23 protein-coding genes are annotated in these 23814 nt (G+C 38.3%); 11 read left to right on the top strand and 12 right to left on the bottom strand.

The annotated features are described in order from the left end of the window. Positions 1–36 precede the first annotated feature (36 nt). The 9 genes from B9A18_RS18055 to ubiE form a co-directional block, all read right to left on the bottom strand. A complete protein-coding gene (locus tag B9A18_RS18055; RefSeq protein WP_084290947.1) occupies positions 37–777 on the bottom strand; it encodes an isoprenyl transferase in 741 nt (246 codons plus the stop codon). An 18-nt stretch (positions 778–795) separates the two neighbouring features. Then, a complete protein-coding gene (gene porG / locus B9A18_RS18050) occupies positions 796–1593 on the bottom strand; it encodes a type IX secretion system protein PorG (RefSeq protein WP_084290946.1) in 798 nt (265 codons plus the stop codon). Between the two features lies 1 nt (position 1594). Beyond that, complete coding sequence (locus tag B9A18_RS18045) at positions 1595–2476, bottom strand: NAD kinase (RefSeq protein ID WP_084290945.1); 882 nt, start codon at positions 2474–2476, stop codon at positions 1595–1597. A gap of 37 nt (positions 2477–2513) precedes the next feature. Beyond that, positions 2514–3176, bottom strand: a complete 663-nt coding sequence (locus tag B9A18_RS18040; protein ID WP_084290944.1) for a CBS domain-containing protein — start codon at positions 3174–3176, stop codon at positions 2514–2516. Continuing rightward, complete coding sequence (locus B9A18_RS18035) at positions 3176–3940, bottom strand: alpha/beta fold hydrolase (protein WP_084290943.1); 765 nt, start codon at positions 3938–3940, stop codon at positions 3176–3178. Before B9A18_RS18035 ends, B9A18_RS18040 begins: the two co-directional genes overlap by 1 nt. A 114-nt stretch (positions 3941–4054) precedes the next feature. Continuing rightward, positions 4055–4501: a GatB/YqeY domain-containing protein gene (locus B9A18_RS18030; RefSeq protein ID WP_084290942.1), complete on the bottom strand. Its 447-nt coding sequence runs from the start codon at positions 4499–4501 to the stop codon at positions 4055–4057. A gap of 12 nt (positions 4502–4513) precedes the next feature. Then, entirely contained in the window at positions 4514–5269 is a 756-nt protein-coding gene (locus tag B9A18_RS18025; protein ID WP_084290941.1) for an SDR family NAD(P)-dependent oxidoreductase, read from the bottom strand. A gap of 102 nt (positions 5270–5371) precedes the next feature. Then, on the bottom strand, positions 5372–6106 hold the full coding sequence (gene porT, locus B9A18_RS18020) for a type IX secretion/gliding motility protein PorT/SprT (protein WP_084290940.1): 735 nt from the start codon (positions 6104–6106) through the stop codon (positions 5372–5374). Beyond that, complete coding sequence (gene ubiE, locus B9A18_RS18015) at positions 6096–6827, bottom strand: bifunctional demethylmenaquinone methyltransferase/2-methoxy-6-polyprenyl-1,4-benzoquinol methylase UbiE (protein WP_084290939.1); 732 nt, start codon at positions 6825–6827, stop codon at positions 6096–6098. The genes porT and ubiE overlap by 11 nt, the downstream gene beginning before the upstream one ends. Positions 6828–6879: 52 nt before the next feature. On the opposite strand from ubiE, the gene yihA reads away from it, so the two are divergent. The 5 genes from yihA (at position 6880) to B9A18_RS17990 (ending at position 12949) form a co-directional block, all read left to right on the top strand. Continuing rightward, entirely contained in the window at positions 6880–7506 is a 627-nt protein-coding gene (gene yihA, locus B9A18_RS18010) for a ribosome biogenesis GTP-binding protein YihA/YsxC (protein ID WP_084290938.1), read from the top strand. A gap of 14 nt (positions 7507–7520) precedes the next feature. Continuing rightward, positions 7521–8387: a UbiA-like polyprenyltransferase gene (locus B9A18_RS18005; protein WP_084290937.1), complete on the top strand. Its 867-nt coding sequence runs from the start codon at positions 7521–7523 to the stop codon at positions 8385–8387. A 5-nt stretch (positions 8388–8392) separates the two neighbouring features. After that, positions 8393–10108 (top strand): M3 family oligoendopeptidase, encoded by a 1716-nt coding sequence (locus B9A18_RS18000; protein ID WP_084290936.1) that lies wholly within the window; start codon positions 8393–8395, stop codon positions 10106–10108. 53 nt (positions 10109–10161) lie between these two features. Then, on the top strand, positions 10162–12117 hold the full coding sequence (locus tag B9A18_RS17995; RefSeq protein ID WP_084290935.1) for an amino acid permease: 1956 nt from the start codon (positions 10162–10164) through the stop codon (positions 12115–12117). Positions 12118–12550: 433 nt separating this feature from the next. Then, positions 12551–12949, top strand: coding sequence for a cupin domain-containing protein (locus B9A18_RS17990; protein ID WP_084290934.1), 399 nt, complete (start codon positions 12551–12553; stop codon positions 12947–12949). A gap of 152 nt (positions 12950–13101) precedes the next feature. Here B9A18_RS17990 and B9A18_RS17985 read toward each other — a convergent pair whose 3' ends face one another. Beyond that, the gene (locus B9A18_RS17985) at positions 13102–15060 is read right to left on the bottom strand and encodes a KUP/HAK/KT family potassium transporter (RefSeq protein ID WP_084290933.1); all 1959 of its coding nucleotides are present in this window, start codon (positions 15058–15060) and stop codon (positions 13102–13104) included. A gap of 224 nt (positions 15061–15284) precedes the next feature. Between B9A18_RS17985 and B9A18_RS17980 the strand changes: the two genes are divergently transcribed. The 4 genes from B9A18_RS17980 (at position 15285) to bcp (ending at position 18713) form a co-directional block, all read left to right on the top strand. After that, positions 15285–15800: a T9SS type A sorting domain-containing protein gene (locus B9A18_RS17980; protein ID WP_235005370.1), complete on the top strand. Its 516-nt coding sequence runs from the start codon at positions 15285–15287 to the stop codon at positions 15798–15800. Positions 15801–15896: 96 nt separating this feature from the next. Next, on the top strand, positions 15897–16508 hold the full coding sequence (locus B9A18_RS17975; protein ID WP_084290931.1) for a fumarylacetoacetate hydrolase family protein: 612 nt from the start codon (positions 15897–15899) through the stop codon (positions 16506–16508). Positions 16509–16513: 5 nt separating this feature from the next. Further along, positions 16514–18238 (top strand): M23 family metallopeptidase, encoded by a 1725-nt coding sequence (locus tag B9A18_RS17970; RefSeq protein ID WP_084290930.1) that lies wholly within the window; start codon positions 16514–16516, stop codon positions 18236–18238. Positions 18239–18242: 4 nt separating this feature from the next. Further along, positions 18243–18713, top strand: a complete 471-nt coding sequence (gene bcp, locus B9A18_RS17965) for a thioredoxin-dependent thiol peroxidase (RefSeq protein WP_084290929.1) — start codon at positions 18243–18245, stop codon at positions 18711–18713. A gap of 39 nt (positions 18714–18752) precedes the next feature. Here bcp and B9A18_RS17960 read toward each other — a convergent pair whose 3' ends face one another. Both B9A18_RS17960 and B9A18_RS17955 read right to left on the bottom strand, forming a co-directional pair. Then, complete coding sequence (locus B9A18_RS17960; protein WP_084290928.1) at positions 18753–20327, bottom strand: response regulator; 1575 nt, start codon at positions 20325–20327, stop codon at positions 18753–18755. 173 nt (positions 20328–20500) lie between these two features. Continuing rightward, positions 20501–21754 carry a sugar MFS transporter gene (locus tag B9A18_RS17955; protein WP_084290927.1) on the bottom strand — a complete coding sequence of 418 codons (1254 nt, stop codon included), beginning with the start codon at positions 21752–21754 and terminating at the stop codon, positions 20501–20503. A 232-nt stretch (positions 21755–21986) separates the two neighbouring features. Here B9A18_RS17955 and B9A18_RS17950 point away from each other — a divergent pair, with 232 nt between their 5' ends. Both B9A18_RS17950 and B9A18_RS17945 read left to right on the top strand, forming a co-directional pair. Then, positions 21987–22832 (top strand): transketolase, encoded by an 846-nt coding sequence (locus B9A18_RS17950; RefSeq protein ID WP_084290926.1) that lies wholly within the window; start codon positions 21987–21989, stop codon positions 22830–22832. 2 nt (positions 22833–22834) lie between these two features. Then, entirely contained in the window at positions 22835–23809 is a 975-nt protein-coding gene (locus B9A18_RS17945) for a transketolase family protein (protein ID WP_084290925.1), read from the top strand. Positions 23810–23814: the final 5 nt, after the last annotated feature.

Genomic DNA, 23814 nt, shown 5'->3' with positions numbered 1-23814 from the left:
AATTTAAACACATGTTAAAAAGTGTTAAAAGTAAAATTAGTTAAGTTGTTCACTAATTTTACCGAAGCGGCGTTCGCGTTTTTGGTAGTCTACAATAGCCTCAAAAAGATCTTCTTGTCTAAAGTCAGGCCATAAGACATCAGTAAAATACAACTCCGTATAGGCCATTTGCCATAACAGAAAATTACTAACCCTGTGTTCGCCACTGGTTCTGATCATCAATTCCGGATCGGGCATATTTACCGTGGTAAGCTGAGCTGAGAATTGCGCTTCGTTAATATCTTCAATATTTAATTGCTGATCCTTAACCTGTTGCGCCAATTTCTTTGCAGCTTCAATAATTTCCCATTTGGCACTATAACTCAAGGCCAAAGTTAAGGTACAGCGCGTATTATTGGCTGTCTTATCCATAGCACTCTTTAAGTCTTCAATGCATTTCTGAGGAAGAGAAGAAATGTCTCCTATTGCGTTAAGTCTGATGTTGTTCTTGGTAAGTGTTTCGGTTTCCTGGTTAATGGTTGAAATCAACAATTCCATTAGCGCATCCACCTCTTCTGCAGGTCTGTTCCAGTTTTCTGTTGAAAAAGCATAAACCGTTAGGTATTTGATACCTATATCCACGCAACCTTCAACAATATCTTTTACTGATAACACACCGCTTTCATGTCCGAAAACCCTAAATTTACCCTGATTTTTAGCCCATCTTCCATTACCATCCATGATGATAGCGATGTGTTCAGGCAAGCGTGTGATATCTATTTGTTCTTTAAATCCCATGTACTTCCGCAAATATGCTTAAAATGTATAACATTTTTGGGACACAAAGGTATAAGATATGCCAATACCTACAAACATATATGTATCCCTTTTTCTAAAATCGCCTCTCTGAATACCTGGATAGCCATATTGTGTGAGTGAAGGATCCGAAAGAAACTTACGATCAGCCAAATAGGCATCATTTTCCCAGACATTTGGATCAGGATATTTGCCACTCACATCGTCCAGATAATCCGTAAAAGCGGTTCGATATCCGACCTGTGAAAATAAGCCCAGATTGTTTTTCAACTGCAATTTAAAGCCTATTCCATATGGAACATTAAGGGCATATGACCTGCACGCCTCCGTTTGCCCCTCAGTCTGGTAAAACCTTAAATTGTATTCTTTATCATTATAAACGGCCTTCGGACTATAGAAAACCCCACCTATTCCTGTAAAAATATATGGTGTAAACTTCTTAGTTCCGCCCCCGGCGAAGTAATTCAAAAAATTAAAATCAATCTGCAGGTTAACTTCATTCAAAGTCGTTTTGAAATTTATATTGCGGTCTTTAAACTGACTATTAACAGACTCAGCATCATTTGCTTTAATTGTACCATGGGTATAATGTAAGCCTACAGACCAATACCCATCAATGTTCAACTTGCCATAACCACCTATCGAAAAACCGCTTATTTTTAAAGGATCATTTTGATTCAAATCCCCCATATAACCTGCTCCACCTCCCATCAATCCAATCTCTAAAGTCTGGGCATGAACCCCCAATATCCCCCAGAAAAAAGTAAAAAGATAAACAAGTGGCTTAATATATTGCATGTTAATAGTTCCGGGTATCAATCCCCCAAAGAAGTTTATTCCTTAACGTTGTCAGATAGCTTTCATTGTTAAGTCTGATCAGGTTTACATGAAAATTAGCCCTGTTTAGGGTAAGCTTTACTGATCGATCTACAGTCTTCGTTCTTGAATCACAAGACACCAGGAATTTGGTACTTCTGGCCTCTACCTCAAAGGTTAGTGAAACATCATCCGGGACAATAACCGGTCTGACATTCAAATTATGAGGTGCAATTGGAGTAATAACAAAATTCTGAGAACTCGGATAAATAATAGGTCCGCCGCAGCTTAACGAATAAGCAGTAGAACCTGTTGGCGTTGCTATAATTAAACCGTCGGCCCAATAAGAATTTACAAACTCATTATTCATATAAGCATGAATAATCATCATCGCAGAGTTATCGCGTCTGTGAATAGTAATGTCATTCAGTGCAAAATTCTCTTCCTCAAACAAGTCGATGGTTGAATCCAGACTCAATAAAGTTCTTTTATCCAGCGAATATTCTTTATTCTTTAAAGCTTCAATTGCCGTTTTTATCTCGTCTTTATTGATACTGGCTAAAAAACCAAGTCTACCGAAATTGATTCCGATTACAGGGATTCCCGAATCGCGCACTAATGATAAAGTATCCAGCAAAGTTCCATCTCCCCCCAGACTAATCAGTACATCCGTGTGCCCTACCAGCTCTGTATGCTGTTCAAAGGCTTCAATATTATTGGATAGCTTAATCTTATCCTGAATGAAATCAAGATATTTTTTATAGACATAAACAGGTGTTTTATACTGATCAAGAACATTAAAAACCTCTTGAACATAAGGCAACACACTGTTATTAAACTCTCTACCGTAAATTGCAATCCTCATCTAAAAATTGATTTTCATCCGTATTATAAATACAATTTTACACATTCAGATAATTCATAAATGAATTGAATCTGTCTTCCGTTCCGTCATCGGTTCTGGTGCTATTAAATACGGATTTCACGTGGTAATCATAACGCTCAAAAGAAGCTATAATCCCCGATAATTCTGTTTTATTAACCTTCAAAGTAACTTCCAGCTTGGTCGAATCTGGAAATGACTGCACATAAGATGAAAGGATCTGTGCATTATCAGCTTCCACAATCTGAGCCATGTGTGCCAAAGAATTATTTCTGTTACTGATTTCTAAAACGATGATCCCCCCAGGTTCTTTTAAGGCGAAAATATCTGAAGCATAAGTTAAAAGGTTCCTTTCAGTAACAAGTCCAAGATAGTTTTTCTTATAATCAAGCACAGGTACGACCGAAAGGTTCAATAGGTTTAGCAGCCGGATTACATCATATACATGCGTATCTTCATAAACAAAGGGATTTAAGAGCGATAAGGAAAGGCCTCCAATTGGCTCATTTAAATCTTTAACCTCTATCAATTCATCTTCCGACAATAGCCCTAGAAACTGGCTTTCATTTACTATGGGTAAATGCATCAATTTGAACTCAGTCATCCGCTCTAAAGCCTTCTGAGCAGAGTCAGATGTTTTTAGAGGTGGGATTGAATTTGATATGAGTTCAGATGCTTGCATTATTTAAGTAAGATTCTATTTAAAAAGGTTTCCAGATATCCATTAAAAACTTCCGGGCGCTCCATCATAGGTGCATGCCCGCATTTATCCACCCAGTTCAGTTCTGAGTTTGGTAAAAGTTCATGAAACTCTTCTGCCACCTCCGGTGGTGTTACTTTGTCTTGTTGTCCCCAGATCAATGAAACAGGGATTGTAATTCGTGATAAGTCCTTAGACATATTATGCCTGATGGCAGACTTTGCCAAGGCCAGAATACGAATCACTCTTGAGCGCTCATTTACCGTTTTATAAACCTCGTCAACCAATGATTTGGTTGCTGTGGCAGGATCATAAAAAGTAAATTCTACTTTCTCACGGATATAATCGTAACTCTCTCTTTTTGGGAAAGATCCTCCAAAAGCGTTTTCATATAAACCAGAACTACCGGTTAGCACTAGAGCCTTTACACTTTCCTGATGCGCAAGGGTAAATACAAGCCCAACATGTCCACCAAGAGAGTTACCAATTAAAACAACCTGATTAAGCTTTTTATGTTTTAAAAATTTGTGTACGTATTTAGACAAGCTTCTAACACCGAGTGTTAAAATGGGTAGTTCATAAATTGGCAGAATTGGTACAAGAACGTGATAATTTTCTTTAAAATGATCAATTACCGGCTCCCAGTTGCTCAACTCGCCCATTAAACCATGAAGTAATACCAGGGTTTCACCTTTTCCGGCTTCTATATATTTAAACCCGCCTTCGTCTATTACTTCGTATGTCATATATATATTGTGTATTGATTATTGCTACTAAGTTAGTAGAGTAAAATTATTAAATGTAATTTAATGTATTAATTTATTGAAAATAACTCAAACATTGTAATTGTATTGCACAATTTATGCCAATTGCTTTTTCACCAGTTCAGCAATGAGTTTTCCATCAGCCTTACCTGCCAACTCTTTGTTAGCCAAGCCCATTACCTTACCCATTTCCTTAACCGAAGTGGCGCCTGAATCTTTAATCAACTGAACAATAATCTGCTCAATTTCCGCAGCATCCAGTTGTTTAGGCATAAAAGCACTGATAACAGCTATTTCTTCTTCCTCAACTATACTAAGGTCTTCCCTGCCTTGTTGTTTATAAATATCAGCAGATTCTTTTCTTTGCTTAACCAACTTCTGTAAAAGTTTCAATTCCGTTTCTTCTGTAATTTCTTCGGAAGTTCCCTTTTCAGTTTTAGCTAATAACAACGCAGCTTTTATAGCTCGTAAGCCTCTTAATTTAGCCTGGTCTTTCGCCAGCATAGCTTGTTTTATTTCCTGATCTATAGTATTTGATATCATGATTGTTCTTCTTTATTTTCTATCTATTATTGTTCCTGTAGCTTGTGCTGTAGGCATAATTAGCATATCATTAATATTAACATGTGGTGGTCTGCTTACTATAAACCAAATGGCCTCGGCAATATCATCCGCGATCAGTGGCTCCAAACCATCATAAACTTTTTTAGCTCTGTTCTCATCTCCCTTGAAACGCACTTTCGAAAATTCTGTTTCCACCATACCGGGATGGATCGCAGAAACCTTTATTCCGTAAGGTAGTAAATCGATCCTCATGCTCTTATTTAAAGCATCAACCGCATGTTTTGTTGCGCAATATACATTACCATTAGGGTATACTTCTTTTCCGGCAATAGAGCCAATGTTGATGATGTGTCCACGTTTTTCGGCTACCATCCAGTTTGAAACTATTTTGGTGGAATAAAGTAATCCTTTGATATTGGTATCAATCATGGTATCCCAATCGGAAATACTTCCCTTATGGATAGGATCTAGACCCTGACTCAAGCCTGCATTGTTGATTAAAACATCTACCTTTTTCCATTCGGCTGGTAACGTTTCCAGGGCATATGATAAATTTTCAAAATCCCTGATGTCCTGAACAATCTTTTTCACCTCTATACCATACTTATCTTCCAGGTGTCTGGCTCTTTCAGCTAGTAACTCGGCCCTCCTGGCTACCAGTATTAAACGATAACCTTGTGCTGCAAACAAATGTGCACATGCAGCTCCTATGCCTGAAGTTGCTCCGGTAATTAAGGCTGTTTTCATTGGGTATAATTTTATTTTTCAATGGTAATGAAGCGATCATAAAAATGATCAGGCAAAGCTATAATTTTTTTATCAGTATAGTTGTGTTTTTGCCCTTAGGCCCTACTCAAAAAATAAACTGAAGGTAACATGACGTAGCATCAACTTATCAATTGGTGCTGAGTAAGGACTTGGGTCATTCTTTAAAATGCTATTTAAAGAATAGGATAATTTAATTTCGGGCGACATCTTAAAGTATTCAAAGTACAGATCCATACCGAAACCGGCCTCGTAAGACAAAAAACTCGCTTTATTTTTCAGAAACTTCTCCATTGGTGGATTAGGCGCATCATTGCTTCTTTTCTTTGACGCAATGTCCATCGAATACTTTGCTCCTCCTATTACATAAGCTCTGAAATTATTTCTCCTGTCCGATTTTAGTTTAAAGCCAAGAGGCAGATCAATCATGGTCGACTGCACCTTTCTTTCTATTGGAGCCTCTTCTCCTCCAAAATCATAATAAGCCAACCGATCGTTAAACACAAGTGTTGGTGTAAGTCGCAGATCTGCATTTTCTCCCAAACGTTTGTTGATTACAAAACCAATTCCAAAGCCAGGTGAACTTACCGAAGAAAGGGACCTTAGCTGTCCCGATACCTCCGATCCTGTTTCGGGATCAATGTAAGGTTTCTGCCAGCTGTACTTTTTTAAAATCTTAAATTCTGAAGAAAGATACTGAAAAGTGAAACCAAAATGTAAATTATCATCATCTACCCCGCCACCCCAATTCTGAGCACTGGCCGTATGTACAGTCAGACCACATAAAAGCAGCAGAGATAGTTTAATTTTATTTAACACCTGTATAGATTGCACTTATTCCGAAAGTCAAACGAATATCGTTACTTTTCTTAAAACCTACTTTATCCATTAACTTAATAAAGTCCTCCCCATCCGGAAATGCGGCGACGGATTCCGGCAAGTAAGTATATGCACAATTGTCCTTTGAAAAGACCTTACCAAAAAAAGGAAGCACCTGATTGGAATAAAAATTATAAGCTTGTTTAATAGGAAATGCTCTTGGTTTAGAGAACTCAAGAATCACAATTTTACCTCCCGGTTTTAACACCCTATACATATCGGCCAATCCTTTTTCCAGGTTTTGATAATTCCTTACTCCAAAGGCTACAGTTATGGCATCAAAGTGATCATCAGTAAACTGCAATCCTTCAGAATCGCCCATTTGAACTGAAAAAATATGCTGAAGTTTCCGGTCATTGATTTTTTTTCTTGCGACTTCCAACATTCCTTCTGAAATATCTACGCCAATTATTTTTTCCGGCTTCAGAATATTAATCGCCTCAAACGCAAAATCACCGGTACCGGTAGCTACATCAAGTATAATCCTGGGTTTTATAGATTTAAGCTCTTTAATCGCTCTTTTTCTCCATATAATGTCAATACCCAATGAAAGAAAATGATTTAAAAAATCATAAGTTTTCGATATATTATTAAACATTGTGGCTACCTGCTCTTTCTTAGTAGCGTTTTGAGATTGGTATGGTGTAATATTTTCGCTCATAGTAAGCAGCAAAGATAAGTATTGTTGAATTCTATTTTTCTACCTTTGTCAAATGATTATAAAATCAGCAACATTTATTTGTAGTAATACAAAGGTTTCGGCGTTACCTACAGCCAATATGCCTGAATATGCATTTATCGGCCGTTCAAATGTAGGTAAATCATCATTGATCAACATGTTGGTAAACCAGCATGGTTTGGCAAAAACCTCACAAAGACCTGGTAAAACCCAGCTTATCAACCATTTTCTAATCAATGAGAAATGGTATATTGTAGATTTACCTGGCTATGGCTACGCCAAAGTATCAAAAACCAGCAGGGAAAACTGGGAAAAATTCATCCGTAACTACATCACGAAGAGAGAGAGTTTACAATGTGTATTTGTTTTAATTGACAGCAGACTGGAGCCCCAGAAAATTGATCTGGAGTTTTGTTGCTGGATGGGTGAAATTCAAATTCCTTTTGCACTAATTTTTACAAAGGCCGACAAACAATCCGCAGTAAAAACGGATAAAAATGTTGCTTTGTTCAAGAAAGAACTAAGTGGATGGTTTGAAGAGATTCCTCCCACTTTCGTAACTTCAGCCGAAAAAGGTGCCGGAAGGGATAAAGTTCTTGACTTTATTGAAGAGGTAAACCATGATTTTGTGATGCCGATTTTGCCACCTTCTAATTCTTAAATTTATACTTGTACATGAAAAAGTATTTTTCATTGGTTCTGTTTGCGCACTCTATTTTTGCACTACCATTTGCAATGATTGGTTTTTTTCTGGGTGTTACCACTACCGAAAACCCCTTTAACTGGCTTAAGCTTGCACTGGTCTTGTTGTGCATGGTGTTTGCCCGTAACGCGGCTATGGCTTTCAACCGTTATCTGGACAGAAATATAGATGCCAAAAATCCTCGCACACAAATGCGTGACATCCCGGCGGGAAAAGTATCTGCAAGTGAAGCGTTGACATTTGTAATCATCAATTGTGTGCTTTTTGTCATCACTACGGCTTTCATCAATAACCTTTGTCTGTATCTTTCACCTGTAGCCTTATTTGTGGTTCTGTTTTACAGTTACACCAAAAGATTTACAGCACTATGTCACCTGGTTTTAGGCCTGGGTCTATCGCTAGCGCCAATAGGCGCTTATATTGCCGTAACAGGTGTGTTTAACCTGGTACCGGTTCTGTATTCATTAGCCGTACTATTTTGGGTTAGCGGATTCGATATCATATATGCCCTTCAGGATGAAGACTTTGACAGAGATGAAAAACTACATTCTATTCCGGCTGCCTTGGGTATCAGGAATGCATTAAACTTGTCGATAGGCCTGCATGTTTTATCCGCAGCCTGTGTAATACTTCCAGTATTCTTCACCGATTTTAGCTGGGTATATTATATTGGTGTAGCTTTTTTCTGCTTCATGCTAACTTATCAGCACTTACTTGTAAAACCGAACGACATCAGTAAAGTAAACAGAGCTTTTGCAACCACCAACGGTTTCGCTTCTGTTGTTTTTGCCATATGTTTTTTACTGGATGCTTTTTTAAGAACTCATTTTAATTTTTAGATTCAATGATCAACCTTACTATACCTCAGAAAACAAGAACCTATATCCCTCAAGACCTGGAAATTGAATGGAAAAACCTCGAGTCCATTTTCAATGAATTACTCCTGCGCCCTATAGATAATGTTGATGAATTAGAACAATGGCTTAAGGACAAAAGTGAGCTTGAAGCCGCTTTAGAAGAGGATTTCGCATGGCGTTATATCAAAATGAGTTGTGATACAGCTAATGAGGAACTGGTAAAAAACTTCCAATACTTTGCTACTGAAATTGAGCCTAAGATTTCTCCGGTTGCGAATCAACTGAATCAGAAATTTAATGACAGTCCTTTTATTGATGAATTGGATCAGGATAAATATTTTGTTTACATCAGAGCCATCAGAAAGGCGCTTGAAATTTACAGAGAGGAAAACGTTGAACTGTTAACTCAACTACAGGTTGCCCAGCAAAAATACCAGAGTATTACCGGTGCAATGACAGTAATGATTAACGGTCAGGAATATACCCTGGAGCAAGCCTCGAACTTTATTAAAGATACAGACAGACAGGTTAGACAACAAGCCTGGGAAACCATACAGCAACGCCGATTGGTTGACAAAGATGATTTAAACATGTTGTTTGATGAATTGATTGTTATGCGTCACCAGGTTGCTTTAAACGCAGGTTTTGAAAATTACCGCGATTACATGTTCCAGGCGTTGGGCAGGTTTGACTACACTGCTCATGATTGTTATCACTTCCATGAGGCTATAGAAAAAAAGATTGTTCCAATTTTAAAAGCTCAGGCTGAAAAAAGAGCGGAATTATTGGGTATTGAAGTGCTTAAACCATGGGATATGGAAGTGAGCACCACCGGAAAACCTGCTTTAAAACCGTTTAAAAATGGTAAAGAATTGATCGACAAAAGCATTGAATGCTTCAATGTGATCGACCCGAAATTAGGCCAGATGCTTGCCACAATGAAGGAAAACAACCTTTTCGATGTAGAAAGCAGAAAAGGTAAGGCTCCAGGTGGATACAATTACCCATTGGCTGAAACCGGTGCTCCATTTATCTTTATGAATTCTGCCAATTCGTTCAGAGATTTAACGACTATGGTGCACGAAGGCGGTCACGCCATCCATACTTTCCTTACTGCAAACCTGGAGCTAAACGATTTTAAACATTGCCCTTCAGAAGTAGCTGAACTAGCCTCAATGAGCATGGAATTAATATCCATGGACAATTGGGATATCTATTTTGATAACGAGGAAGACCTGATCCGCGCAAAGAAAGAGCAATTGGCTGATGTACTTAAAACCCTTCCATGGGTTGCTGTAATCGATCAGTTCCAGCATTGGATTTACACTAACCCTAGCCATAATGCAGCCGATCGTGAAGAAGCCTTCAAACAGATTTATACGCGCTTTGGCGCAGGCTTTACCAATTGGGATGGAATAGAAAAGGAATTTGGAAACGTTTGGCAAAAGCAATTGCACCTTTTTGAAGTGCCTTTTTACTATATAGAATACGCTATTGCTCAATTAGGCGCCATTGCAATTTGGAAAAACTACAAGGAAAACCCTCATAAAGCATTACAACAATATCTTGATGCATTAGCTTTAGGTTATACCAAACCAATAAATGAAATTTATGAAACTGCAGGGATCAAGTTCGATTTCAGTTTGAATTATATTGAAGAGCTGGCATCATTTGTTAAAGATGAATTACAGAAATTAGGATAGTTTACAAACTAAATTTATATGTTTGAAACAATACCAGCCAAACTAACTAATTTATGCTTGATAAACTGTTCAGGAAAAAATCCGTTGAAAAAATACTTGCAGATGCCGAAAAGGGATATGGAGAACACGGAACTTCCTTACACAAAACACTCGGTGTCAGAGATCTGACTGCCTTTGGGATTGCCGCCATTATTGGAGCCGGTATTTTTAGCACTATCGGAAAAGCAAGTGCTGATGGTGGACCGGCAGTAATATTTCTATTCATTTTCACAGCTATCGCCTGCAGTTTTGCGGCATTTGCCTATGCCGAATTTGCTTCTATGGTACCGGTTTCGGGAAGTGCCTATACCTATTCATATGTTGCCTTTGGTGAGCTCGTTGCCTGGATTATAGGCTGGTCGCTGATTATGGAATATGCCATTGGAAACATTACAGTGGCCATTTCCTGGTCCGATTATTTCACGGGACTACTCTCCTCCATAAACATTTCGGCCTTAAATATTAAAGGTATAAATCTGCCCGACTGGATGACTATGGATTACCTTACGGCCTACAATGGTCATAAGCATGCCGAAGCACTAATCAATGCTGGAAAGAGCTATGCAAATCTTGATGACGCCACCAGAATTGCCAATAACGCCTGGGCTACTGCACCAAAAATAGGCAGCTTTCACCTTGTTGCAGATTTACCTGCGCTAGGGATCATTATATTCATCACCTGGTTGGTTTACCGCGGGATGAAAGAGTCGAGGAATGCCAGCAATGCGATGGTGATTGTAAAGCTCGCTGTAATCCTATTAGTGCTTTCTGTAGGGATCTTTTATGTGGATACCAGCAACTGGAATCCTTTTGCACCTAATGGTGTATCAGGTGTATTAAAAGGCGTTTCTGCTGTATTCTTTGCCTACATAGGCTTCGATGCCATATCAACCACAGCAGAGGAATGTAAAAATCCGCAGCGAGATCTTCCCAGGGGGATGATGTGGGCAATTATCATTTGTACGGTGCTATATGTAGCCATTGCCCTTGTGCTAACCGGTATTGTTAATTACAGTTTATTAGCCGTAGGCGATCCTTTAGCCTTTGTATTTGATCAAATAAATTTGAAACTTATGAGCGGTATTATTGCCGTAAGTGCTGTTTTTGCCATGGCAAGTGTATTATTGGTATTCCAAATGGGACAACCGAGAATATGGATGAGCATGAGTCGTGATGGTTTATTGCCTAAAGCGTTTTCTAAAATCCATCCTAAATACCAGACCCCTTCCTTTTCTACCATTGTGGTGGGGTTTGTAGTTGCTGTACCTTCCTTATTCATGAACCTGACCATCGTAACCGATCTATGTTCTATCGGAACCCTATTTGCATTTGTTTTGGTTTGCGCAGGCGTATTGGTTCTACAAAATAAACCGGATATAAAAAGAGGTAAATTCAGGATTCCTTATGTAAATTCTAAATATGTAATACCTGTATTGTTTATTGGCCTTCTTGCAGCTGGCTTTACTTTATACGAGAAAGAGACCAAGGCATTTGTGTTTAACACTCCTGCATTAAACGAACCTTTAAAAATCATTACTTCCTTAAATGATACCGAGCGGACTGTGATCAAACAAGAAATTGTTGAAGCACAGACAAAAGCCAACACTGTTGTTAACAATGTGGATGCAGAAGCTTATTTGAATAAACTAACACCGGAACAATACCGTGATTTTATTGATCAATCAGGTATCAGCAGTACTAAAAAGTACGAAACTGGCTGGAGTCTATTTAGACATAAAATACCGATGTGGATTTTCTTCTTCATCAGTATTGCAGTCACCTATTTCTGCATCACTAAAAATCTTTCTCTTATACCGGTTTTAGGATTACTGAGCTGCCTGTATATGATGTGCGAACTGGGCATATCTAACTGGATAGGTTTTGGCATCTGGCTGATTGTTGGCTTGGTAGTTTACTTTTTATATGGATATAAACACAGTAAACTTAGTGTAGAAAATAATCCCCAATAGAAAATTTTTTGTAGATTTATTATAATATATTAATAATATACCATACATTAGAGTGGTAATCTGTAACGAGTTACACAAATGCTCTTTTTTCCCCAATTCAGGGAAAACATACCAAGTAGCATGATTAAATTGCCCTCCTAATTATCCCTATAGTTGTATGGTCGGACGACCAACAATAAAGGCTCCTCCCCGGAGCCTTATTTGTTTAATCAATTTCCGATTCAATTATTTCGATATCATTACAATAGTATTTAACTGAAGCAATGCAATTAACTTTGTATCGAATACAACAAACTATTAAGACTATTAATTGTTTTCATTGAGACTAACGTCAAGACATCGAACCAAAAGACAATAAGCGCGCCTGCCAAGGGCATAAAACTGCTTTACGATCTAAGTTCGCCACCTATTTTCTACTTAAACCTTTAGTAAAATGAAAACAATGAAAATGACTTCAATGGCGTTGCTGTTGGGATTATTCCTGACACTGAGCGCGAATGTGTATGCACAAGACCCGATGACTGTGGCTCCTAGTGCCTACAAAAAAGTTCTTCTGGAAAATGAAAAAGTACGGGTAATGGAAGTTGAACTTGCGCCCGGCGCTGAAGTACCTTGGCACAGTCACCCTAACCATGTCGTGTACGCTTTAGCAGATGGAAAGCTGGAACTGACTGAAAAAGGCAAAACCGCAGTTGTTGCAGACGTCAAAGCAGGTGAGGCCATGTACTTTCCTGCTGTAACCCATATGGCAAAAAACGTTGGGGAAACCACGCTTAAAATGATTGTAACCGAACTAAAAATGGGGAAAATGAGTAAAATGAAAAAGATGTAAATGTTAATTACTCGGGTTACTTTTAAAAAAGCAGGGTGGCGAAGTTTAATAACCACCCTGCTTTTTTTGAAAAAATTACGTTCTCAGAAAGAGCCTTCGCATTCTTCAATCTTCAGCGAAGTAATGCAACTCTTAAAAAGAACGACTACTGTTTAAATTGGCAACCTGTTCAACTCAATATCATCAGGTGTAACAAATATCAACGGAACTTTTTCAACGTTAACATAACTGGAATCTAATCCAAAACTTCGCTCTTCAGAAAGACTCAGTCGTTTCAGAATGAAATAATAATCCATAATGGTACGTTCGTAAAAACTTAGCTTAGAGAATTTAGACAAATGCTTTTCTAAGAGTACAAATCTAAAATCACCAGCGATTTTATGTTTATTCAATGAAGTGTACTGACTGGTAATATCAACCTCGCCATTTTTAACGAGCTCTTCAATCACCTTTCTGTATAACAAATTAACGCGCTGTTCGACCCTGAAACCAAGCTTGAAATCTATCCGGATCAATTTACCCGGAATTAAAAATTCCACCTTATAATCCCTTGTAAAAGGCTCATCAACCACATCAACGTGCACTAACCAGTAAACATCCGCTCTTTTAGGCTCTTTCTGAATAATTGAGTAAATGATCTTCGACTCAATCTCTGTTTTAAAATTCGCGCTGGTTAAATACACCAATTGCGAAGAGTATTTTGGAACTGAAATATCCTCACTCAGTTCATTAATGATCTGATAGTAATCTTCAATTTCAACATATTTAACAAATCTGTTCTTGATTTTTCTGGCTACATACCAACTCCACATTACAGTAAATAACGCCGAACCGATCAACACGGTTACCCATCCTCCATGTAGGAATTTAGACATATTACCCACTAAAAATGTAAGCTCAAGGGCCATATATATAGCTAAGAATATCCCAATAGCATATAATGGAACTTTTTTGCGCTTCATGTAGGCAGCAATCAGTATTGTGGTAGATAAGAACGCAAGGTTAATAGCCAAACCATAAGCTCCCTCCATTCGTCCAGAATTCTTAAAGATCAAAACAATAACAATACAACCGGCCCACAATATCCAGTTTATTGAAGGGACGTAAATTTGTCCTTTCATGTTACTTGGATAATTGATCCGCACTTTAGGCCAAAGGTTTAATCTTACGGCCTCTGATATCAATGTAAATGATCCTGTGATCATAGCCTGGCTCGCAATTACCGCAGCAACTGTAGCCAAAGCTACCATAAACAAGAGATAAGGAGCAGGAACAATCTCAAAGAAAGGATTTAAAGTAGCGTCATAATTACCATGTTTTAAAATCCAAACTCCTTGTCCCAGGTAGTTCAAGATCAGCATAATCTTAACAAAGATCCAGCTAATCTGAATATTGGGACGTCCACAATGCCCCATATCCGAATACAAAGCTTCCGCTCCGGTTGTACATAAAAACACACCACCCAAAATCAATAGAGCTTTAGGATTATTGACCAATAAATTGAAGGCGTAATACGGATTTAATGCTTTAAAAATGGTTAAATCCTGCAAGACAAACAACAAACCGAGCAAACCCAGAGCCCCAAACCATAAAAGCATGATTGGCCCAAACAACTTACCAACAAGGTTAGTACCGAACTGCTGTATAATAAACAGTCCCGTTATGATCGCCAGTACGATCGGGATAACACTTACGGTTGGAAATTTCAGCTGTAAACCTTCAATTGCCGATGTAACAGTTATACTCGGTGTAATGATCCCATCAGCTAATAAGGCGCAGCCTCCTACAATTGCAGGAATAACCAGCCACTTGGCATTTTTACGCACTAATGAATAAAGGGAAAACACCCCCCCCTCACCTTTGTTATCCGCCCTTAGCGTTAACACGACATACTTAATCGTAGTTTGCAAAGTTAATGTCCAAATGACACATGAGAGCGCGCCAAGTACCAGGTCGGCAGTAATAACCTGAGGATTCGGCATACCAATCACCGAATTAAAAATTGCTTTTAAGGTATAGAGTGGCGATGTACCAATATCACCATAAACGATACCTAAACTTACTAATAAACCGCCGGCAGAAAGGGCATTAAGGTTTTTATGACTTGACACTATTTAATGATAAGATTTGATAGTTATTTAACTTTAAACTAGGCAAAAGTACAGTAAATAAACAAAATTCAATCCATTAATATTTAGGGAGAATTTTAGACTAAATAAAAAACAAAAACCCGCCGTAAACGAATAAACTTGTTAAATATTGTTAAATATTGAAATAACAAACAAAATCATTGATTTTTTTATTTTATTATTTATATTTTTGGCAACAACCAAGCATGAAGAGAAAACTACCTATAGCGTACTTCCTTAACATTTCCTGCATAATTTGCATGAGTGTTTTGTGCAGCGTTAGTGTTTTTGGGCAGAAAAGCGACAGTTTATCGGTTGGTATCAGGTCAAAAAAGATCAACAAAACTCCTCAAATCAAGGCAAATATTCCTACATACAAGCCAAAGTTCAGTGTGGGCTACATTCCATACAACGACCTGGTTTCAGGAAACAAGAATGCAAACAGCCCTAAACAGGATAAAATTCTTTCCGTTTTAAAAGTCTATCCAAATCCTGTGGATGATCAGATCAATATCATCCTACGCATGGATAGAGAATCTAATCTTTCGGTTAAAATAATGGATTTACTGGGCAATGAAATTGTTACCCTCGCAAATGAACGAATCCCTGCAGGTGAACAAACGAAAAGCTATACCATTCCAAATCGCTTAAATAGCGGCATTTATTTCTTAAAAATAATGTCAGGCTCTGAAACTATTGTAAAACGTATCTCTGTTTTATAATAACCTCTGCACTATACTTCCTGCTAATTCTTTCTTATTTTTGGAACACAAAGTCGTTTTGACTTAATTCTTGTTATCATTTAATACAAATCCAGCATGAAGATAATTGCCATAGGTCGCAACTATGCCGAACACGCCAAAGAACTAAATAACCCTATTCCAACCACTCCGGTTATCTTTTTAAAACCCGATACGGCCCTTCTAAAAGACAATAAGCCTTTTTACATCCCCGATTTCTCATCTGACATTCATTTTGAACTGGAAGTGGTTTTAAAAATAGCCAAGGAAGGAAAACACATATCAGAAAAATTTGCGCATAAATATTATGAAGAAATAGGTTTAGGTATAGATTTCACAGCACGAGACATCCAAACTGCCCACAAAGCAAAAGGATTGCCCTGGGAACTGGCTAAGGCATTTGATCATTCGGCGGCTGTAAGTAACTTCATTCCTAAAACGGACATTGAAAATATCTACGATCTACCCTTTGAACTAAAAATTAACAATGAAGGCAGACAAAATGGTAATACAAAAAATATGATATTTTCGTTTGAAAAGATCATAGCCTTTGTGTCTCGTTATATCACTTTGAAAAAAGGCGATCTTATTTTTACCGGGACTCCTGAAGGTGTAGGCCAGGTTCATCAGGGTGATAAACTGGAAGCCTGGTTACAAGGACAACAACTACTTAATTTTCACATAAAATAGCCTTAATGATTAAAAAAAATGTACTGCTGGCCGTTGGAATACTTTGTTCATTAAACAGCTACAGTCAGCAAATATTTAGCAACAATAAATATCCGCTTGTAGATTTCAGAGCACCTTTAGATCTGTCTCCTCCTGCGCTTGCAGGTTCCTTTGGAGAACTCCGGGCTAATCATTTCCACTCAGGAATGGACTACCGTACCAATCAACGTGAAGGTTACCCGGTATACGCCATTGCCGATGGTTATATTTCGCGTTTACGTGTGCAGAATGGGGGCTTCGGACTGGCTTTATACATTAATCATCCGAATGGCTTTACTTCAGTTTATGCACACTTGCAACGATTTGGCCCTAGAATAGCTCAACAGGTAAAATCTATTCAATACCAGAAAAAGACCTTCGAAATAGATGATTTCCCCAATGCCACAGTTATACCTGTCCGCAAAGGTGATCTCATCGCATATACAGGAAACACAGGTGGCTCGGGTGGGCCACACCTACATTTCGAAATCAGAGATTCCAAAACGGAAGCTACCATAAACCCGCAACTGTTTGGATTTGAAATTGCCGACAACATCTCTCCTGTTATCCATTCTATGTACGTATACCGTCTAAACGGTAAGCCCTTTAATGAATTTGTCCCCAAACAATACTTTCAGGTTCTTGGTTCGGGAGGCAATTACCAGTTGAATAAAGTATCGACCATTAATCTGGGTGGGGAAGTCGGTTTTGGGATTGTAACCACCGACAAGCACAATGGGGCATCAGGTACCAATGGCGTCTATTCTATAACACTTGAATTAGATGGACAGCCCGTTTATACCTCCGCCCTGGAAAAATTTTCGTTCGAAAACAGCAAAGCCATCAACTCCCATATTGATTACCCTACTTACATCAATACCAAAAGAAGCATACAAAAAAGTTTTGTTGATTTGGGTAACCCTCTTAAAATTTATTACAATCTCGTAAACAATGGTAAAATAGCTTTTACAGATGGGAAACTACATAAGCTGAAATACACCGTTACTGATGGGAAAGGCAACAAAAGTACATTGGCTTTTAATGTTCAGGCTGATGCCAAAACCCTTATCGAAACACCTGAAGCGAGCCCTGGTGCTACAAGCTATGCTTACAACAATGTAAATGAGTTTAACAATGCCGAGGTAAAAGTGATTATCCCTAAAGGAAGTCTATACAACGACCTGAATTTCACCTATAAAAAGCTGCCTAAACCGGCTACCAATGCCTATTCGGCCATACATCAGATTCACAACAATCTTACTCCTTTACATACCGGCTTTGAGCTTTGGATTAAAGCGGATAGCAGCTTAAACAAATACAAGGAAAAGGCAGTTATTGTAAATACAGGCAGAGCATCTCAGGGTGGATATTTTGAAAATGGCTATGTAAAAGCAAAGCCGCGTACTTTTGGCAGTTACTTCATTGCGACTGATACCATAGCTCCTACCGTTACACCCCTAAACATTTCTGATGGCAAAAACATGAACGGTATCAGCAAAATGTCCTTCAAAATCAGAGATAACCTTTCGGGCATAAAAAGCTTTAATGGTTATATTGATGGCAAATGGATCTTAATGGAGTTTGACAGCAAGACAGCCACCCTATGGCACACCTTTGATGAGCGAACCAGCCCGGGAAAACATACGTTGGAAATTATTGTTACTGACATGAAAGACAACAACAAGAACTATTCAATTACTTTTTATAAATAGCATTATGAGTGAATTAAAAGAAGGTCAAAAAGCACCGGATTTTTCGGCAAAAGACCAGCAAGGCAATACGGTATCGCTTGATCAGTTTAAAGGAAAAACGGTAGTTCTGTATTTTTATCCTAAAGATGACACCCCGGGTTGTACAGCTGAGGCCTGCAATTTCAGAGACAACTACCAGGGATTAACCGCTCAGGGTATTGTAGTTTTAGGTGTTAGCACAGATGATGAAAAATCACATGACAAATTTGTGAACAAGCATAGCCTGCCTTTTACGCTACTGGCAGACACGGATAAGAAAATTGTAGAGGATTATGGCGTGTGGGGCGAAAAAAACATGTATGGCAAGAAGTACATGGGAACTAACAGAACGACCTTTATAATTGATGAAAATGGTGTTATTGCGCATGTTATCAAGAAGGTGGATACTAAGAATTCTACAGCTCAAGTATTGGAGTTACTTTCAACAGCGAAGTAAATAAAATCTTCTCTTCCAGGGTAAAAAAGTTGTGCTTTCTCAGACGGGCATGACTTTTTTACTTTCTTTAACCAACAATCTAATCTTTTCATACAGTTCTGTAGCCTGAAAGGGTTTCGATATATAAGCGTTCATACCAATTTTCAGACATTTTTCACTTTCCCCCTTAATGGTGTGGGCTGTCATAGCCACAATAGGTATATTCTTTTTATAAGAGTCAAGGTTCCGAATATGAATGGTGGTTTCATAGCCATCCATCTCAGGCATTTGAAGGTCCATCAAAATGATGTCAAAATCTACCTGGTTATATTTATGAAGGGCAATCTTTCCGTTTTCAGCTACCGTAGTCTGATATCCTTTCTTTTGCAGCAGTTTAATCACCAGCAACTGGTTTATTGTATTATCTTCAACAACCAGCACGCTTATCCCTTTCCCGACCTCCGATTCAAGTATGCCCTTTGATGGATCGTTCGCTGACGTTTCCCATTTTCCACCTGCATTAGCCTTAAAGAATGACATTCGAAAATAAAACTCAGAGCCTTCATTTTGGATGCTTTTCACTTTTATTTCGCCCCCCATTAAAGTAACTAAATGTTTTACAATGCTTAAACCGATTCCGATACCACCAAACTTGCGCTTCATGTGGTTACTTCCCTGTTCAAATGGATTAAAAATCTCTTCCTGCTTAGAGGATGGAATCCCAATACCACTATCCTTCACATTGAATTCAATTAGAATCTGGTCTTCCTGATCGGATATAGTCCTTACAAAAATAGAAACACCACCACTTTCAGTGAACTTAATGGCATTGGAGGTAAGACTTAAAATGATCTGACTTAGCCTTATTGAATCGCCATAGATTGCATCAGGTATATTCTTATCGAGGGTATAACTTAATCCAACTCCCTTTATTCGGGCTTTAGATTCCATGAGCATACAGACCGATTGAATAGAGTCTCTTAGATTAAAAGGAAGGCAAACAAAACTGATTTCCCCGGTTTCAATATTGGCAAAATCAAGAATATCATTTAAAGTAACCAAAAGGTGATCGCCGGATTTAATGATCATTTTTATAGATTCCAGCTGATCCGGGTCTTTTAAAGACTCCTGTAAATAACGGGCAAAACCCAATATGGCATTCATCGGTGTACGAATTTCGTGGCTCATATTAACCAGAAAATACTCCTTTACTTTTTGATAATGTCGAGTTTGCTCCTCTTCTTTTGACAACAAGAGGCTTAACCGGTCAACTTCAGTAATATGTGTTTCCAGTTTCCTGACCAGTTCGTTAAAAGTCCAGAACAGTATGCTCATTTCATTTTTCGACTCTCCGTCGATTCTGGCTTTCAGGTCACCTCTTTTGATGCGTCCCGCTCCGGTTACAATGCCTTTAATCCCTTCTACAACACTATCTCTTACCGATATCGCAATGATAATGCCGGCGGAACCACACATCAAACCTATTGTTCCGAGGGTATAAGCGGCTATAAATGATAATCGCAGCCACAAACTACATAGTCCTACCAGTACCAATACACCAATACCGTAAATAATATAATGTATCCGCTTTAATATGGATATTTCATTCAATCTTCTGAATAGAATGCGGAACATATAAACTCGTTAACAATTAAACTTCCTGTATTTACAATTAATTACAATAATAGGCAACACTCTATTTAGTTTGCCTATTCATTTTGTTCAACTATTGCGAACGAAAAGTATAGAAAATAGAAAGGGCAAAGCTTTTAAAGCTCTGCCCTTTCTATTTTAAACCATGGATAAAGCTATGCTTTACTCCTGATCTTATGTCCAGCTACAGCATAATAGCAAATAAACAAGTAACAAGGTACCATGATCCAATAAGCATGATGAGGGTTTACAACATCTGCTAAATAACCATATAATAATGGAATCACAGCGCCCCCAGCAATACCCATAATTAATAGAGAAGCACCTGTTTTTGTAAAACGGCCTAAGCCCGCTATTGCTAAAGGCCAAATTGCCGGCCACATTAATGAGTTAGCTAATCCTAATAAAGAGATGAATAATACCGATACATAACCATCAGTAAATATCGCCGCTATAGATAAGATCACGCCCAATATAGCAGAAACCTTTAAAGCTGTTTGTTGGGAGAAATATTTAGGAATACACAATATTCCAATGATGTACCCCACGATCATACTAACAAGCGTATAGGTAGTGAAGAATTTAGCCGTTGACAATGCTATACCTTGCGAAGATCCGTAGCTAATTACGGTATCACCAGCCATAACCTCAACACCAACGTACAAGAAAAGCGTTAAAACACCTAGTAATAAATGCGGAAACTGCATAATACTTGTTTTATTACTATTTGCTAAGGCAACATCATCATCTTCTTTATCTGTATCTATTTCTGGTAGATTTGAAAAATACACCAATACGGAAAGTACAATAAGCACAGCTATAATAGCAACATAAGGTAAAATTACTTTATGGGCTAATGCATCCAATTCCAATGCTTTTTCTGTAAGATTCATATTTGCAACTCTTGCCGTTACCCCGTCAGCGTCTTTTAAAGTTACTGCACCTAACAAAATTGGAGCAATAGCACCGGCTACTTTGTTACAAATCCCCATTATACTGATACGTTTTGCGGCACTCTCTGGTGGTCCCAAAATCGTAATGTATGGATTAGATGCTGTTTGAAGCACCGTTAAACCTGTTCCCTGGATAAAAAGTCCCAGAAGGAAAAGAGAATAAGTTCGGGTTAATGCCGCAGGAATAAATATCAAAGCACCTACTGCCATGATTACTAATCCAACAGCCATACCTTTTTTAAACCCTGTTTTTTTAAGTACCCATGCGGAAGGCAATGCCATTACGATGTACGCGATATAAAAAGCAAAAGCTACCAGATACGATTCAAAATTGGTTAGCTCACAAGCAATTTTCAAATATGGTATGAGTACAGAATTGAGCCAGGTTACGAACCCGAACACAAAAAATAAAGCACCTATAATAAAAATAGGACTTGAAGAATTTTTAACTGTCATAATGGTTATCTAAATGTTTAGTTTAAGGTTTAATGGTGTGTGATATGTACTTTTTTAACTATTTTAAAAACTTGACGGTCTAAAAATATAAATTTTCATTGAATTACCTGCTTTATTAGCTTTTTTCACGCAAACGTTTGCCTAAAAGCATTGGATCTTGTCAAATTACCATTAGATGTTACCCCCAACGTATTTTTAATTACATTTGTTCCATTAATCAAAACCCCAATTAATGAAACATAAAATAAATGAATTAGAGGATATCGCTGCTCAGGTAAGAAGGGATATTGTTAGAATGGTACATGCCTGCCAATCGGGTCACCCGGGAGGTTCATTAGGTTGTGCAGATTTTATGACTGCATTGTATTTTGAAATCATGAACCACTCTACTGATTTTAAAATGGACGGTAAAGGCGAAGATTTGTTCTTTCTGTCGAACGGACACATCTCACCGGTTTTTTATAGCGTTTTAGCTAGATCCGGATATTTTGAAGTAAGCGAGCTTGCAACATTCAGAAAGCTGAATTCAAGATTACAAGGTCACCCTACTACTCACGAAGGCTTACCTGGTATCAGAATTGCCTCTGGGTCTTTGGGACAAGGTTTATCGGTTGCCATTGGTGCAGCCCAGGCTAAAAAATTAAATAGAGATCATTCAACAGTATTTGTTTTACTTGGGGATGGTGAGTTACAAGAAGGCCAAAATTGGGAAGCCATCATGTATGCTCCACATAATAAGGTTGACAATCTGATTGCTTCTGTTGATTATAACGGACAACAGATTGACGGACCTACAGAAAAGGTATTATCGTTGGAAAACCTTCAGGCTAAATTTGAAGCTTTTGGATGGCATGTGATCAATTCTGACGGTAACGATATGGATGCGATTGTAAAGGCTTTACATCATGCTAAATCATTAACAGGTAAAGGGAAACCTATCCTGAACTTAATGAGCACTCAAATGGGCTATGGTGTTGATTTCATGATGGGATCACATAAGTGGCATGGTGTTGCTCCAAATGATGAGCAGCTTACAGCAGCCCTTAATCAATTAAGTAGTACCCATAAAGATTATTAAGAATGAAAAAGTATACATACACTGAAAAAAAAGATACACGTTCTGGTTTCGGAGCAGGATTGCTTGAAGCTGGGAAAAAGAATCCTGAAGTAGTAGCGCTGTGTGCTGACCTTGTTGGGTCCTTAAAAATGGATGCCTTTATTAAAGAATTTCCTGAGCGTTTTTTCCAGATCGGTATTGCAGAAGCTAATATGATCGGAATTGCAGCAGGTTTAACCATTGGTGGTAAAGTCCCTTTTACCGGAACCTTCGCTAACTTCTCTACAGGAAGGGTGTACGATCAGATCCGCCAATCGGTAGCTTACTCGGATAAAAATGTTAAAATCTGTGCTTCTCATGCGGGCTTAACCTTGGGTGAAGATGGTGCAACCCACCAGATTTTGGAAGACATAGGCTTGATGAAAATGTTGCCAGGTATGACCGTAATCAACACTTGCGATTACAACCAGACTAAAGCTGCTACCATTGCCATCGCAGAACACCACGGTCCGGTATACCTACGCTTTGGCCGCCCGGTTATCCCTGTTTTTACTGATCCTGATCAGAAATTTGAAATTGGAAAAGCCTGGATGGTAAATGAAGGTACAGATGTAACCATCATTGCTACCGGTCACATGGTTTGGAAAGCAATTGAGGCTGGAGAAAAACTGGCTGAATTAGGAATCGATGCTGAGATCATCAATATCCACACCATTAAACCATTGGATGAGGAAGCTATATTGAAATCAGTTAAGAAAACCGGTTGTGTGGTTACTTGTGAAGAGCACAACAAATATGGTGGACTGGGAGAAAGTGTTGCAAGATTACTTTCAACTGAGTTGCCAACTCCACAGGAGTTTGTTGCGGTTAACGATAGTTTCGGCGAGAGTGGCACACCAGATCAACTGATGACCAAATACGGTTTAGACAGCGTTAATATTGTTGAGGCTGCTCAAAAAGTAATGAAAAGAGCCATTAAAGTAACAATTAGCGAATAATAAAA

Source organism: Pedobacter nyackensis (genome assembly GCF_900176505.1).
In the GTDB taxonomy this organism is placed as follows: domain Bacteria; phylum Bacteroidota; class Bacteroidia; order Sphingobacteriales; family Sphingobacteriaceae; genus Pedobacter; species Pedobacter nyackensis.
Note: the sequence above shows the minus strand (reverse complement) of the source record. Positions and strands in the feature narration are given on the sequence as shown.